General features: G+C 45.4%; 12 protein-coding genes and 1 riboswitch. Of the genes, 11 read left to right on the top strand and 1 reads right to left on the bottom strand.

Translation table 11 applies throughout. From position 1 onward, the window contains the following. Nucleotides 1-47 precede the first annotated feature (47 nt). The 5 genes from E0H88_RS11040 to lpxC all read left to right on the top strand — a co-directional run bounded on the left by E0H88_RS11040 (nucleotide 48) and on the right by lpxC (nucleotide 5,546). Nucleotides 48-977, top strand: a complete 930-nt coding sequence (locus E0H88_RS11040) for a D-alanine--D-alanine ligase (RefSeq protein ID WP_092820535.1) — start codon at nucleotides 48-50, stop codon at nucleotides 975-977. 3 nt (nucleotides 978-980) lie between these two features. Continuing rightward, complete coding sequence (locus tag E0H88_RS11035; protein ID WP_092820534.1) at nucleotides 981-1,835, top strand: cell division protein FtsQ/DivIB; 855 nt, start codon at nucleotides 981-983, stop codon at nucleotides 1,833-1,835. Nucleotides 1,836-1,906: 71 nt separating this feature from the next. Next, nucleotides 1,907-3,169 carry a cell division protein FtsA gene (gene ftsA / locus E0H88_RS11030; RefSeq protein WP_131274195.1) on the top strand — a complete coding sequence of 421 codons (1,263 nt, stop codon included), beginning with the start codon at nucleotides 1,907-1,909 and terminating at the stop codon, nucleotides 3,167-3,169. Nucleotides 3,170-3,328: 159 nt separating this feature from the next. Then, a complete protein-coding gene (ftsZ, locus tag E0H88_RS11025) occupies nucleotides 3,329-4,519 on the top strand; it encodes a cell division protein FtsZ (protein WP_092820530.1) in 1,191 nt (396 codons plus the stop codon). Nucleotides 4,520-4,643: 124 nt separating this feature from the next. Then, nucleotides 4,644-5,546 (top strand): UDP-3-O-acyl-N-acetylglucosamine deacetylase, encoded by a 903-nt coding sequence (gene lpxC, locus E0H88_RS11020; protein WP_092820528.1) that lies wholly within the window; start codon nucleotides 4,644-4,646, stop codon nucleotides 5,544-5,546. Between the two features lie 97 nt (nucleotides 5,547-5,643). Here the strand turns inward: lpxC and E0H88_RS11015 are convergent, their stop codons facing one another. Then, nucleotides 5,644-6,084, bottom strand: coding sequence for a DUF721 domain-containing protein (locus tag E0H88_RS11015; RefSeq protein WP_131274194.1), 441 nt, complete (start codon nucleotides 6,082-6,084; stop codon nucleotides 5,644-5,646). 109 nt (nucleotides 6,085-6,193) lie between these two features. Between E0H88_RS11015 and E0H88_RS11010 the strand changes: the two genes are divergently transcribed. From E0H88_RS11010 to E0H88_RS10980, 6 genes are all read left to right on the top strand, one after another. Further along, nucleotides 6,194-6,883 carry a M23 family metallopeptidase gene (locus tag E0H88_RS11010; protein ID WP_131274193.1) on the top strand — a complete coding sequence of 230 codons (690 nt, stop codon included), beginning with the start codon at nucleotides 6,194-6,196 and terminating at the stop codon, nucleotides 6,881-6,883. Nucleotides 6,884-7,151: 268 nt separating this feature from the next. After that, on the top strand, nucleotides 7,152-9,866 hold the full coding sequence (aceE, locus tag E0H88_RS11005) for a pyruvate dehydrogenase (acetyl-transferring), homodimeric type (RefSeq protein WP_092820522.1): 2,715 nt from the start codon (nucleotides 7,152-7,154) through the stop codon (nucleotides 9,864-9,866). 2 nt (nucleotides 9,867-9,868) lie between these two features. Continuing rightward, a complete protein-coding gene (locus E0H88_RS11000) occupies nucleotides 9,869-11,902 on the top strand; it encodes a 2-oxo acid dehydrogenase subunit E2 (protein ID WP_131274192.1) in 2,034 nt (677 codons plus the stop codon). A 245-nt stretch (nucleotides 11,903-12,147) separates the two neighbouring features. Further along, nucleotides 12,148-12,294: riboswitch (yybP-ykoY riboswitch) on the top strand. A gap of 73 nt (nucleotides 12,295-12,367) precedes the next feature. Then, entirely contained in the window at nucleotides 12,368-12,946 is a 579-nt protein-coding gene (locus E0H88_RS10990; protein ID WP_131274191.1) for a TMEM165/GDT1 family protein, read from the top strand. 180 nt (nucleotides 12,947-13,126) lie between these two features. After that, complete coding sequence (locus tag E0H88_RS10985; protein ID WP_131274190.1) at nucleotides 13,127-13,924, top strand: oxygen-binding di-iron domain-containing protein; 798 nt, start codon at nucleotides 13,127-13,129, stop codon at nucleotides 13,922-13,924. 97 nt (nucleotides 13,925-14,021) lie between these two features. Further along, a complete protein-coding gene (locus tag E0H88_RS10980) occupies nucleotides 14,022-14,387 on the top strand; it encodes a YkgJ family cysteine cluster protein (protein ID WP_131274189.1) in 366 nt (121 codons plus the stop codon). Nucleotides 14,388-14,485 lie beyond the last annotated feature (98 nt).

The following is a 14,485-nucleotide window of genomic DNA, read 5'->3' as shown; positions in this document are numbered from 1 at the left end:
GTGTTTTTGCATGTGATCGTTCAGTTATAAAGTTTAAGGATATAAACGTGGCAAATGCTTCAAAATTCGGCAAAGTTGCCGTATTGCTTGGTGGTAAATCAGCTGAGCGCGAGGTTTCTCTAGATAGTGGTCAAGCTGTGCTTGAAGCATTGGTGCGTTCGGGGGTGAATGCCGAAGCTTTTGACCCGCAAGAGCGTAGTGTGACTGAACTGGTCAACTATGACCGCGCCTTTATTGTCTTGCATGGTCGCGGTGGGGAAGACGGTCAAATCCAAGGTACATTGGAATGGTTGAATATTCCTTATACCGGTACCGGTGTGCAAGGTTCTGCGATTGGTATGGACAAGGTAAAAACCAAGCAGGTCTGGCAAGGTTCGGAACTGCCAACGGCACCCTATCGTATTGTGACCAAAGACTCTGACCTGGATGCAATTATTGATAGCATTGGTCTGCCATTTATTATCAAACCGGTGCATGAGGGTTCAAGTATTGGTATGAGTAAAGTTGAACGCAAGGAAGACTTTGCTGATGCGATTGCCAAGGCGACTGAACATGATGCAGTGGTGATGGCAGAGAAATGGATTACTGGCCGTGAATTTACCATTGTGATTTTAAATGGTCAGGCCTTGCCGATCATTCGCCTGGAACCGCCAAAAGATGTGGCATTCTATGACTATGAGGCCAAGTACAACCGTAATGACGTGCAGTATGGTATCCCTTGCGGTTTAACCGAAGAAGAAGAAAAACGTCTGCAGGCTTTATGTTTGCGTGCTTTTCAGGCTGTCGGTGCCAGCGGTTGGGGTCGTATTGATGCCATGCAGGATGAACAGGGCAACTTCTGGTTACTGGAAGTGAATACTGTTCCAGGCATGACCAGTCATTCTCTGGTACCCAAGGCTGCCAAAGCTGTAGGCTATAGTTTTGATGAGTTGTGTGTGGCGATTTTAGAACAGACTTTAACGGCTGCGGCTCACTAGAATATGGCTCAACTCCCTGCTTCAATGCGCCGTAAACGAGCGGCAATTACCTCCATTCATGATAAGCCACCTACACGTAAGGAAAAGCTTACGAATCTGGGTGGCTGGTTATTGATGCTGGTTGCACTTGTGGTATTGGCTGTGGGGATATATGGTCTGTATGGTGTCATGACTGATGCGCGGGTGGCCAAACTGAGTGTGGTGGGTACCCGCTCAGAGGCTGAAAATCGCCAGGTCATGACCCATGTTGCACCCAAGGTTACAGAAAATTATTTTACCTCTGATCTGGAAAAAATCCGGGATCAGGCTTTAGAGTTGTCTTGGGTGGATCGCGTGGTGGTTTCACGTGCATGGCCAAATTCAATTCGTGTACGAGTGATGCCCCGTCATGCCATTGCCCGTTGGGGAACTGGACGACTGTTGAGTGATAGTGGCGATATTTTTACAGAAGTGGTGCCGCAGAATAACCAGAAATTACCTTTGTTGCATGGTCCTGCTTCTCAGTCAAAAATGATGATGCGTCGTTACAATGAAATTAATCAGTTGTTCCTGCCGGTCAACATTCGCTTAAAAGAATTATATTTAACAGAACGTATGACCTGGTTCATGCAGTTTGATTCAGGTTTGCGCATTATTGTCGATCAGGATCAGACCATGGGTAAACTTCAACGCTTGAGTCATCTGGCACAAAGTGATTTAAAACCGGTTTGGGCTAAAATTTCGTCAGTAGACTTGCGTTATAGAAACGGAATGGCCATACAATGGAAGAATGCAGCACCTCCGAATATTGTAAATGGTCATTTTGTTGTAACGATTGATGACACAAGCATTGCAGATACAAGAACGGTAAAGCCATAATTGGGCGGCTTTATATAAAATAGAGGCTTAAGGCCATAAATTAACTAAACACGTAATGGTAGTAGTAGATAATGAATGAAGCTGTTCCCTCGGTTGTTGCGATTGACATTGGGACACACAAAGTTTCAGTTTTGATTGGTAAGGTACATGCGCCAGACAATATCCAAGTGATTGGGATGGCAACCGCTCGTAACCGAGGCATGAATAAAGGGAAAATTGTTAGTCTAGACAAGGTCATCACTGCAATTAAAAATGCCGTACAAGAAGCAGAAGATATGGCTGAATGCCGGGTGCATTCCGCTTGGATTTCCATTCCAAGCGCAGAATTAAAAAGTTTTTATGCTTCAGGCCGTACTCCGATTGAAAATAGCGACCACACAATTACAACAAGCGAAGTGGTTCGTGCGCTCGAGTTGGCCAAAGCCAGTCATTTGACTTCAGACCATTATCTGGTGAGTGCTGTACCTTTAGGTTTTGAGTTGGACGATTCTGCTGAATGGGTGCAAAATCCGATTCGCATGTCTGCGCATAGTATGGTGGGGCATTATCAGCTGATGATGTTGCCGATCAGCACCATGCAGAATCTGGACCGTGCCCTGAAAGGGGCCAATATTGGCGTGGAGAAAATGGTGGTCTCCTGTCTGGCGACTGCTGAAGCCAGTTTGCTGAAAGATGAAAAAGAATATGGGGTATGCCTGGTCGATATCGGTGCGGGTACCACTAATATTGCCGTGTATCTGGATGGTCGCCTGGCATTGACACATACCTTGCAACGCGGGGGAGAGCATGTCACCCGTGATATTGCTGCCGTATTGCAAACCACCACCGAAGAAGCTGAACGGCTGAAATTGTTGTATGGCTGTGTTGACCTGAAAGTGGTCAAGCCTGACCATATGATTCAATTTCAGGGTATTGATGGTCCACAGACCATTAGCCGTATTGAATTGGCGGAAATCATTATTGCGCGTTATGAAGAAATTCTGACCCAGGTTCATCAAGAGTTACAGCGGAATGGAGCCATTCATGGTTTGTATCATGGGGTGGTTCTGACGGGTGATGCCAGTCAAATTGAAGGCATGGTGAATCTGGCACGTCATATGTTGGGGGTATCAGCGCATTTAGGCAATCCGCCGGTGCAAGTACATACTGATGAACAGAATCAGGCCGCTTTACGTCGTTCACAGTATGCGACTGCTGCCGGCTTGTTGATGTTTAGCCAAAGTGATACACAAGATACCATTGTAGAAGCGACAGACCCTGAAAAACTGAGTGTTTTTAAGCGGGTCGGTCGGGCGTGGTCAGCATTAAACAATCAGTTAAAATCGATATTTTAAGTGAAATTTATTGGGAATATTGTAAGGAAGTTGTACGTCTAACGGCTTGCACTTGACAAGCGTGTGGTTGGACAGCATCCTAAACTCAATTTTTATTAAGATCAAGGCAGTATACGGGCTTAAGTGACTGCCAATTACGAATTAGGAAATCCAAAGGTCATGGCCTCATTTGAATTTTTAGAAGATGATCAAAACGATAGCAACGGTCAAGCCCGTTTCACTGTATTTGGTGTTGGTGGTGCTGGTGGTAATGCCGTGCAACACATGCTTGAATCCGACATTCAAGGGGTAAAATTTGTCTGTGCCAATACCGACAAACAAGCTTTAGACCGTATGAATGCGCAATTCAAAATTCAATTAGGTGAACAAAGCACGCGTGGTCTGGGTGCAGGGGCAAATCCTCAAGTGGGCCAGACTGCTGCTGAAGAAAGCCGTGAACTGATTCGCCAACACCTGGAAGGTACCGACATGGTATTCGTTACTGCCGGTATGGGGGGCGGTACAGGTACAGGGGCTGCGCCAGTTGTGGCTGAAATTGCGAAAGAAATGGGTATTTTGACCGTAGGTGTGGTGACGACTCCGTTTAACTTTGAAGGCAAGCGTCGTCAACAGTCTGCTGAAAAAGGCATTGAGGCTCTGGAAGCGCATGTCGATTCACTGATTATTATTCCTAACCAGCGTTTGCTTAAAGTTTTCCGCGACATTTCAATGAAAGATGCGTACAAAAAAGCAGATGATGTGTTGTTAAATGCGGTACGCAGTATCTTTGATCTGGTGGTTCGTCCAGGTCATATCAACCTTGACTTTGCCGATTTGAAAACCGCCATGAGTACACGTGGCTATGCCATGATGGGTGTGGGTTCAGGTCGTGGTGAAACCCGTGCACGTCAGGCAGCTGAACAGGCTATTCGTAGTCCATTACTGGATAACGTCACCATTATGAATGCCAAAGGCATTTTAATTAACGTGACTGGTGGTGATGATGTGACCTTCGGTGAAATTGAAGAAATTACCGATGTCGTCAACCAGATTGTCGATCTGGACGAAGGTCAAGTGTTCTACGGTACAGTCTTTGATCCGGATGCGCGTGATGAAATCAGTGTTACTGTGATTGCAACCGGTTTGACCCGTAATTCCGCAGACTCGGCAGATACGGTAAAACGTCCAGCAGTGCAGTCTGCTACACGTCCAGTCAATCATACAGCACAAGCTGTCGTAGAAGATGATGATGTGCCAGCCATTCAACGTCAGCAAAATGAAGCGGCAACGGCACCTGCTCCGGCCGTTGGTTCATCACGTCCAACGCCAATGAGTATTCAAGATTACTTGAAAAATCAGCAACGTAAATAATGCTCAATTTGTGCAGGCTGCACAAATTCAACAGAAAAGGTAGTCTTGCGACTACCTTTTTATTTTTTATCAATGGCTAAATATGCTAACGTATAGCGGTTTGATGAGCAGATGATAGAAAAACATGTTGAAACAACGTACCCTACAGCGTGTCGTGAAAGCGAGCGGTATTGGTCTTCATAGTGGGCAAAAAGTCTTAATTAACTTTGTGCCGCACCATGTGGATGGGGGTATTGTATTTCGACGTATCGATTTAGATCCGCCGGTAGATATTCCTGCAGATGCGATGCTGATTCAAGAAGCGTTCATGTGCTCTAATCTGGTTCAGGACAATGCCAAAGTCGGTACCATTGAGCATGTCATGAGTGCGATTGCCGGACTGGGAATTGATAACCTGATTATTGAAGTTTCGGCTTCAGAAGTTCCGATTATGGACGGTAGTGCGGGTCCATTTATCTATTTGCTCATGCAAGGCGGATTACAAGAACAGGACGCACCGAAAAAATTTATAAGAATTTTAAAACATGTTGAAGCGTTAATTGATGATAAACGTGCAGTATTTCATCCTTATGACGGCTTCCAGCTTAACTTTACCATTGATTTTGATCATCCGGCATTTAAAAAAGAATATCAGTCCGCAACCATCGATTTTTCTACCGAAACCTTTGTTTACGAAGTCAGTGGAGCCCGTACTTTCGGTTTTATGAAAGATCTGGACTATCTAAAAGCCAATAATCTGGCCTTAGGCGCCAGCCTGGAAAATGCAATTGGTGTCGATGAAACCGGGGTGGTCAATGAAGAAGGGCTGCGCTTCTCGGACGAATTTGTACGTCATAAAATTCTGGATGCAGTCGGAGATTTATATCTCTTGGGACACCAGATTATTGCCAAATTTGATGGCTATAAGTCCGGACATGCATTAAATAATCAATTATTACGCAATGTTAAAAGTGATCCAAGTAATTACGAAATTGTAACATTTGATGACATTAAACAGTGTCCAATTTCTTATGTAAGTGTGACATAAGTTATTGTCTTTTAATGTAAGTGTTATAATATAACAAAACGAAATGTTAAGCAGTTCACATCTTTTATTTCTTAATTCAAAGATATGCCTGTATTGGTTACTTTTTATTTCTTGCCAAACGTAGCATAGCTTGGCTAAGCTTAGGGTCACTTACAAAGTCGGCAGCACCACGAAGTAAGTCTTGAGTATCTGGACTAAGGGATCGGGACAGAGATTGGGGTTTTGGAGAGGCTTGCGTCTGAATTCTTAATCGTACTTGCAATTTTTGTAAGTCTTTAAATTCAGGTAATTGTAACAATTGGGCGATATATTGCTTTTGAAGATAGGCAAGCTGGCTAATCATGGCCTGATTTGCACCCGTTATCGTCAAAATGCCATGTTGATAACAAACAACTTGCCATTGCTCTGGTTGGGGCAATATCGGTTGAATGAGTTTTGTAAGTTTCTGCCATGCAGCAACTTGTGTAGAGAGAAACGTAAAGTTTCCTGTTTTTAAGTGTTTTCTTGTTTGTTGAAAGACGTTCACTGGTTCCGACATACATTGTTCCTACATACTTGTGTCTTAATCTTACGCACTTCTTTTAGTGGATATCAAGGAAGAGATCACGCAAGGACATTGACTAAGAACAGTTAAAAGAGGTTTTTTTATGCATACGCGACGTATTTTATTAGCGTTTTCATTGGCAGCTTCTGCCGCATCTGTAGCTTTTGCAGATTTAGTTGAATTAACTCCTAGCTCTAACAATGCATCGGAAGATCGCATTGAACAATTGACCCGTACTTTGGCGCAAGGTTCTTATGCAGAATCAAATGATATTGATCTTCCTGCTGAAACCAGAATGAATGTTCAATTGCGTGAAAAAACAATTGAATTAAACAATGAATCTTTAGCGAAAAAATATCGTTCAACCAGCCCGAAAACTTATTCTGGCAATGCTTATTCCTGGTTGGTGTCTCATCCTCTTCCAGACATGAAACGTGTGAGTTCCAACTTTGGTGGACGTACCATGGGCGGTCGCGCTGAAAATCACTCCGGTCTGGATTTGTCCGCACCAAGCGGTACGCCTATTTATGCCACTGGCCCGGGTGTAGTGACCAAATCAGGCTGGGGTACAGGTTATGGTCAATACGTAGAAATTAATCATGGCAACGGTTATTTGACCCGTTATGCACATGCATCACGTTTGATTGCCCGTGTTGGGGATCGCGTAGAAGCTGGTGAACATATTGCCAATGTGGGTTGTACGGGTCGTTGTACCGGTCCACACTTGCATTATGAAGTCGTGAAAGATGGACAACGCAAAAATCCATCAACTTATTTAGCAATGTTGCCATAAGTTGATAAATACAGATTTGTATATTCGTTAAAGAGTAACTCTAGAACCTTTAGAGCTTTCGAATATAATAGTATCATTCAAGAGAATAGTTATTGTATAAAAAACCGCCTTTATTGGCGGTTTTTTGTTTTATTGCGTAAAGAATGGTCAACGAGTATTTATTATCTAAATAATAGTGGTATTCCGTATTCAGCTGTAGCGATAACTGATGCCCTCTAAAGTATGGTACATATAGAGACTATAAATAAGCTCAAGGAATAGGTGAAATATGGCGTTTTATGGTGATACCGACGCGCAAGAAACCCAAGAATGGCAAGATGCATTTGACTCGGTTTTACAGCATATGGGTACAGAGCGTGCTGCATTTTTGTTAGAAAAGCTCTATCAGCGCGCGATTGCCAAGCATGTTCCTATTCAGCGTCTAAATACTCCTTATCTTAATACCATTTCAGTTGAAGAAACCCCGGCTATGCCAGGCGACCAGGATATGGAGCGCCGTATCCGTGCCCTGATTCGCTGGAATGCCTTGGCAATGGTGTTACGTGCCAATAAGACCGGTGACGACCTGGGTGGTCACTTGGCCAGTTTTGCATCTTCTGCAACCTTATACGATGTTGGTTTTAACCACTTCTTCCGCGCCAATAGCGACCACTTTGGTGGCGACATGATCTATTATCAAGGTCACTGTGCGCCAGGGATTTATGCACGTTCATTTCTGGAAGGCCGTTTGACTGAAGAGCAACTGAACAATTTCCGCCGTGAAGTTGGTGGCAATGGTTTGCCAAGTTATCCGCATCCTTACTTGATGCCGGATTATTGGCAGTTCCCGACCGTATCGATGGGTCTGGGTCCGATCATGTCGATCTACCAGGCGCATATTCAGAAATACCTGATGAACCGTAGCCTGATTAAAGAAGAAGACCGTAAGGTTTGGGCTTACCTCGGCGATGGTGAAATGGATGAACCGGAAAGCCTGGGTGCAATTTCTCTTGCCGGTCGTGAAAAGCTGGACAACCTGATTTGGGTGGTGAACTGTAACCTGCAACGTCTGGACGGTCCTGTTCGCGGTAACGGTAAAATCATTCAGGAACTGGAATCCTTATTCCGTGGTGCCGGTTGGCGCGTGATTAAAGTGGTGTGGGGACGTCATTGGGATCCGCTGCTTGCCAAAGATGAATCCGGTGCTTTAAAAGCCGTGATGGAAGAGGCAGTGGATGGAGATTACCAGCGTTATCAGGTGAAAGGTGGGGCATATACCCGTGCACACTTCTTTGGCAAATATCCAGAAGCTGAAGAGCTGGTGAAAAACCTAAGCGATGAAGATATTGATAATCTGAACCGCGGTGGACATGACCCGTACAAAGTCTTTGCAGCCTATGCCGCAGCAACCCAGGCCAATGGTCAGCCGACCGTCATTTTGGCAAAAACGGTTAAGGGTTATGGTCTGTCTGAAGAAATTGAAGCGGTCAACAAAACGCATCAAATCAAGAAAATGCAGCTTGAATCATTAAAGTATGTACGCAACCGTTTCAACCTGCCATTTACCGATGAACAGCTTGAAGAAGTTCCATTCTACCGTCCAAGTGAAAACTCGCCTGAAATTAAATATATGAAGGCACGTCGTGAAGCGTTGGGCGGTTATTTACCAGCGCGTCGTAAAGAAAGTGAATCATTGGCGATTCCTGATCTGTCTGTTTTTGATGCCGTATTAAAAGGGTCAAATGGCAAACAGCAATCAACGACGATGGTGATGGTGCGTTTAATCTCGGCATTGTTAAAAGAAAAAGCAATTAAAGACCGCGTTGTGCCAATTGTACCGGATGAAGCCCGTACCTTTGGTTTAGAAGGCATGTTCCGTCAGCTCGGTATTTATGCTGCTCATGGTCAGAAATATACGCCTGAAGACCAAGAACAGCTGATGAACTATCGTGAAGCCAAAGATGGTCATATGTTGCAGGAAGGGATTAACGAAGCTGGTGCGATGAGTGCATGGGCAGCCTTGGCGACCAGTTATTCAACCAATAACCTGCCAATGATTCCGATGTACATGTACTACTCGATGTTCGGTTTCCAGCGTATTGGCGACATTGCCTGGGCAGCCGGTGATGCACAGGCACAAGGTTTCTTGCTGGGTGCAACCGCGGGCCGTACCACATTGAACGGTGAAGGCTTGCAGCATCAGGACGGTCATTCGCACATTCTGGCCAATACCATTCCGAACTGTGTGTCTTATGACCCATGTTTCGGTTATGAACTGGCGGTCATCGTACACGATGGCTTGCAACGCATGTATGTCAATCAGGAACGTGTGTTCTATTACCTGACCGTCATGAACGAAAACTATGAGCATCCGGAAATGCCGCAAGGCGTGGAAGAAGGCATCAAGCGCGGTATGTATCTGCTTGAACAGGATGAAAAAGCCACGGTTCAGCTGATGGGTTCAGGTGTGATTCTTCGGGAAGTGATTAAAGCAGCGAAAATCTTGCGTGATGAATACCAGATTCACTCGAACGTGTGGAGTGTCACCAGCTTCAACGAACTGGCACGTGATGGCATGGCATGTGAAGAATACAACCGCCTGCATCCATTGGCTGAAGAGGCGAAGGAATCCTGGGTGTCACAACAACTGCGTGAAACAGACGGTATTGTGGTTTCTGCAACCGATCATATGCGTGCCTACAGCGAACAGATCCGTGCCTATCTTCCAGATAACCGCCCATTCGTAGCCTTGGGCACCGATGGTTACGGCCGTTCAGATACCCGTGGCAATTTGCGTAGTTACTTCGGTGTGGATGCCGCGCACATTGTCGTGGCAACCTTGAAGAAACTGGCCGATGAAGGCGAAGTGGATGCGCGTCTGGTGAAAGATGCCATCTCCAGCTTCGAACTTGATACTGATCGTCCAGTCGCTTGGGCACCTCAAGCACACCCTGAAGTTCAGGCGGTTGCGGACTATAAAGAACAATCAGGTGAGGAGAACTAAGCATGCAAATCAAAACACCTGATATTGGAGTTGATAAAGCCACCGTTGCTGAAATTTTGGTGAAAGTGGGCGATAGCGTTGCGGTAGATGACAGCCTGGTTTTGCTGGAATCCGATAAAGCCTCTGTTGAAGTGCCAAGCACTTCGGCAGGGATTGTGAAAAGTATTACGGTTGCAGTAGGCGATGTGGTTTCAGAAGGTTCGGTACTGATTGAACTGGAAGCTGAGGAAGGTTCAACCGGCGCGACTGAAGTCCAGGAAGCAGATGCTTCACAAAAGACTTCGGAAAACACGCCGACCTCGCTGCCTGATCAGGAAATTATGCAGGAACTGGCATCCCATCAACCCGCAGCTTCAGCAGCGAAGACTCCGGCCGGCAGTGCTTCAGTGGTTGAGGTACAAGTCCCTGACATTGGGGTAGAAAAAGCCCTGGTCGGCGAAATTCTGGTACAGGTAGGTGATGAAATCGCTGTCGATCAAAGCATTGTGGTGGTGGAATCCGATAAAGCCACGGTTGAAGTGCCAAGTACCGTTGCTGGTACGGTTGAGAGCGTTGAAGTTCAGGCAGGCGACACAGTCAAAGAAGGTGTGGTTCTGCTCAAGGTGAAAACAGCATCTTCTAGTACTGAAGCAGCGCCAAGTACGGCTTCTACAACGACACCTGCTACAGAAACCGCTGCTGTGAATGCGCCAAAAACAGAAACATCAGTTCAGGCACCTGTAGCTTCCGCACCAGGCGGAGAGGTTGAAATTGCTGTGCCTGATCTGGGTGTAAACAAAGCTGTAGTGGCGGAAATTTTAGTTCAAGTCGGTGACACGGTCGAGGCGGATCAAAGCATTATTGTGGTTGAGTCCGATAAAGCCACGGTTGAAGTGCCAAGCTCATCGGCAGGGGTGATTAAAGCCATTCACGTACAAGTGGGGCAAAATGTCTCACAAGGTATGGCTCTGGTAAGCATCGAAGCGAAAGGGCAGGCAGCTGCTGTAGCTCAGCCAGCCAAAGTTGAAGCTGCTCCTGCAGCCAAGGCAGCACCTGCTCCGGCAGCAGCGCCACAAGCGGCTACCTCTGTAGAACAAGCACCAGTCCAATCGGCCGATAAGCTGAGCAAGGAGCAGAATGCTGCCAATGCCAAAGTCTATGCAGGTCCTGCGGTACGTAAGCTGGCGCGTGAGTTGGGCGTGGTCTTGGCTGAAGTCAAAGCTTCGGGTGCCCATGATCGCTTGATGAAAGAAGATGTGTTTGCCTATGTGAAAACACGCTTAACTGCACCTCAAGCTGCACCGGTAGCGCAGACTGTAGCGCAAGTTCCTGGTTTGCCTGCATTGCCAGATTTCTCGGCATTTGGTGGTGGTGAAGTGAAAGCCATGACCCGCCTGCAACAGGTTTCTGTGCCGCAGTTGTCGTTGAATAATTACATTCCACAGGTAACCCAGTTTGACCTGGCAGATATTACCGAACTTGAAGCATGGCGCGGCGATCTCAAAGCCAAGTTTAAACAAGAGGGTATTAGCCTGACGATTCTGGCTTTCATTGCCAAAGCAGTCGCGCATCTGTTGAAGGAAGAGCCGTATTTTGCCGGCCATTTAGCGGATGACCAGAAATCGGTATTGTTGCGTAATGAAATCCATATGGGCATTGCTGTGGCAACACCAGACGGTTTGACTGTGCCGGTACTGCGTAATCCAGATCAAAAATCAATCAAGCAAATTGCAGTTGAACTGGGTGAACTGAGCAAGAAAGCACGTGACAAGAAATTGTCACCGAAAGATTTGCAAGGTGCGAACTTCACCATTACCAGCCTGGGTTCAATTGGCGGTACCGCATTCACCCCGTTGGTGAACTGGCCTCAGGTGGCAATTCTGGGTATTTCTCCAGCCACCATGCAACCGGTCTGGAATGGTACAGGTTTTGATCCTAAGTTGATGCTTCCATTGTCATTGTCTTATGACCACCGTGTGATTAATGGCGCAGATGCAGCACGCTTTACCCATAAGCTGACCAAACTGTTGTCGGATATTCGTAGCCTGTTGCTCTAATTTCAGTTGATACTCACTAAAACCCTGCTTCGGCAGGGTTTTTTTATGAAAGGCGTGGGTAGATTGAGAAACGCACAGGCTTATTTCTATGATAGGGATAAGATAGTGAATACAGCCGCGTAAAATACTGCTTGGCTTAAAATGATTTCTAATGCAATTTTTGCCCTGGATAACGAGGTTGATAGTTATCCTGAAATGATATTTTTAAAGAAATTTGAAAATTTTTATCTTTCAGCTTAAAATACATGCACTTCATTGGGGAGTAGCCGCTTTTTACGCAAGGTAAAAAGGTGATGGTCAACATAATTGTTCCACAGAACATGGTCATCATAGCAAAGAACCAAATGATCTTTTTGATCATGATATTCTTTTTGTTGGCAAGACCTTTGATTTACCACTCTGCTCAATTTGGCTAGCAGGAGGGGTGAGTCACAGGTTTTATTATGCTAGCCAGAGAAATACATCATGCTTTCAGCCTTCCTGATTTCTTTAGCTGTTGTTGCCTTGTCCGAAATGGGTGACAAAACTCAATTGCTGGCTTTACTGCTGGCTGCGCGTTTCCGTAAACCTGTCCCAATTCTGATCGCAATTTTCCTGGCGACCGTAGTCAACCATGGTGTTTCCGCTGTCCTGGGGCAATGGATTACAACCGTTCTGAGCCCGACCGTATTGTTATGGATTGTTTCCCTAGGATTTATTGCGATGGCGGTCTGGATGCTGATTCCAGATGAACTGGATGATGAAACTGAAAGCATTAATAAATGGCAAAAATATGGCGTCTTTGGTGCCACGTTTGTTTTGTTCTTTCTGGCAGAAATTGGTGATAAAACCCAGATTGCTACCGTGGCACTTGCCGCGCGCTTTGACAGTATTGGCTGGGTAACACTGGGAACCACGCTGGGCATTATGCTGGTCAATGCTCCTGCAGTCTTTATTGGCAACAAACTGGCGGAAAAACTCCCGATTTCACTAATTCATAAAATTGGCGCACTTGTGTTTTTAGTGATTGGTGTGGCAGCACTGGTTCAGCATTATTTCTTTTAAATTTGAATAGCGTTAAAAAATCCTGGCATTTTTGTCGGGATTTTTTATTGTGAAATACCGCACAATTTGCTGATAAATCTACCAATATTCAGGTGTTATTTTGTTGTAAATTCCCATGAATCCCTATATGTTGAGAGGAATTAAAAAGTTAGTTTAAAAACGATATTTTGGGGAATGGGTATGGCGTTTGATCGCACCACATCACAGGTACTATTTGATAATGGTACGCATAAATGTATTAGTTTTACCAGTTTAGTGAAAGGTGAAGGTGTACAGGCAAACCAGTTTCTAATCCTGGACAATGAACGTGCTGCAGTGCTGGATCCAGGGGGCGACTTGACCTATGTTCCATTGACGATGGAACTGAACAAATATACCCGTCTAACCAATCTTGATTATGTTATGGCCTCCCATCAGGACCCCGACATTATTACCTCTATGCCACGCTGGCTGGTCTACACCGAGGCCAAGGTGGTGGCATCAAAATTATGGGCGCGTTTCTTGCCGCACTTGAACTCGGCTTTCATGAGTGACCGGATGAAGGGGAACTGGCTGGATCGTCTGGTCGAGTTGCCTGACCATGGTCAGGTGATTCCATTGGGTGAATCAAGCATTATTGCCGTGCCGGCACATTTCCTGCACTCGGTTGGTAATTTCCAGTTTTATGACCCGATTGCCAAAATTCTGTTTTCTGGCGATATGGGCGCATCCATGGTTGAGGATGCATCTAAACCGCTAGAGAATTTTGCTGCGCATATCCCGAAGATGAAAGGCTTCCATCAGCGTTATATGTGTTGCAATAAAGTGATCCGTCTTTGGGTGCAAATGGTTCGTACCATGGACGTTGAAATGATTGTGCCACAGCATGGCACGCCATTTATTGGCAAAGAGCAGATCAATCAATTTTTGGACTGGATTGAAACCCTGGAATGCGGCACCGATCTGATGGATGAAACTGTATTCACCTGTCCTGAATAGTTCAAAAAAATTAAAAATTTTTCTTGAGTGAAAAAACAACATTTTTTATATTTTCTATCCCAAAAAAACTTTTTTTGATGACGAGAATCTATAAGAAATGTTGTCTCAAGTACCCACACAGGATGCCTGTTTAAGCTGTGGCGCATGTTGCGCCTATTTCCGCGTCTCATTCTATTGGGCAGAAGGCATTCATATGCCCGAGCACTTTACTGAGCCGGTGACAGCAGTGTATTCATGTATGGTGGGAACCAATCAAAAAAATCCGCGTTGCATTGCACTCGAAGGTGAAATAGGCAAGCAGGTCAGCTGTGGCATGTATGAGGCACGCAGTTCCTCATGTAAAGAAGTGCAGATTGCCGATGAACAATGCAACAAGGCAAGACGGGCGCATAACATGATCCCCTTTGTGCCGCTTGAATCTTTTGAGTCGACCAATGATGAAGATTTTGATCAGGTCTGTTAATCGAGTATTTGCCCAAATTTAAATACTCACGCAGTAAAATCACTGTTTTTGAATAAAAAAGTTGGCCAATATCCAGCAATGTAAATTTATTTTGCATT

Origin of the sequence: Acinetobacter sp. ANC 4216, assembly GCF_004331195.1 — a bacterium.
GTDB classification, from domain to species: domain Bacteria; phylum Pseudomonadota; class Gammaproteobacteria; order Pseudomonadales; family Moraxellaceae; genus Acinetobacter; species Acinetobacter kookii.
This window is presented reverse-complemented; position numbering and strand designations above follow the sequence as displayed.

Bases quoted from the DNA above. Each gene is read 5' to 3' on its own strand.
- E0H88_RS11015 (WP_131274194.1), bottom strand. From the start codon at position 6,084: ATGTCGGAACCAGTGAACGTCTTTCAACAAACAAGAAAACACTTAAAA.
- ftsZ (WP_092820530.1), top strand. From the start codon at position 3,329: ATGGCCTCATTTGAATTTTTAGAAGATGATCAAAACGATAGCAACGGT.
- lpxC (WP_092820528.1), top strand. From the start codon at position 4,644: ATGTTGAAACAACGTACCCTACAGCGTGTCGTGAAAGCGAGCGGTATT.
- aceE (WP_092820522.1), top strand. From the start codon at position 7,152: ATGGCGTTTTATGGTGATACCGACGCGCAAGAAACCCAAGAATGGCAA.
- E0H88_RS11010 (WP_131274193.1), top strand. From the start codon at position 6,194: ATGCATACGCGACGTATTTTATTAGCGTTTTCATTGGCAGCTTCTGCC.
- E0H88_RS11035 (WP_092820534.1), top strand. From the start codon at position 981: ATGGCTCAACTCCCTGCTTCAATGCGCCGTAAACGAGCGGCAATTACC.
- E0H88_RS11000 (WP_131274192.1), top strand. From the start codon at position 9,869: ATGCAAATCAAAACACCTGATATTGGAGTTGATAAAGCCACCGTTGCT.
- E0H88_RS10990 (WP_131274191.1), top strand. From the start codon at position 12,368: ATGCTTTCAGCCTTCCTGATTTCTTTAGCTGTTGTTGCCTTGTCCGAA.
- ftsA (WP_131274195.1), top strand. From the start codon at position 1,907: ATGAATGAAGCTGTTCCCTCGGTTGTTGCGATTGACATTGGGACACAC.
- E0H88_RS10980 (WP_131274189.1), top strand. From the start codon at position 14,022: ATGTTGTCTCAAGTACCCACACAGGATGCCTGTTTAAGCTGTGGCGCA.
- E0H88_RS10985 (WP_131274190.1), top strand. From the start codon at position 13,127: ATGGCGTTTGATCGCACCACATCACAGGTACTATTTGATAATGGTACG.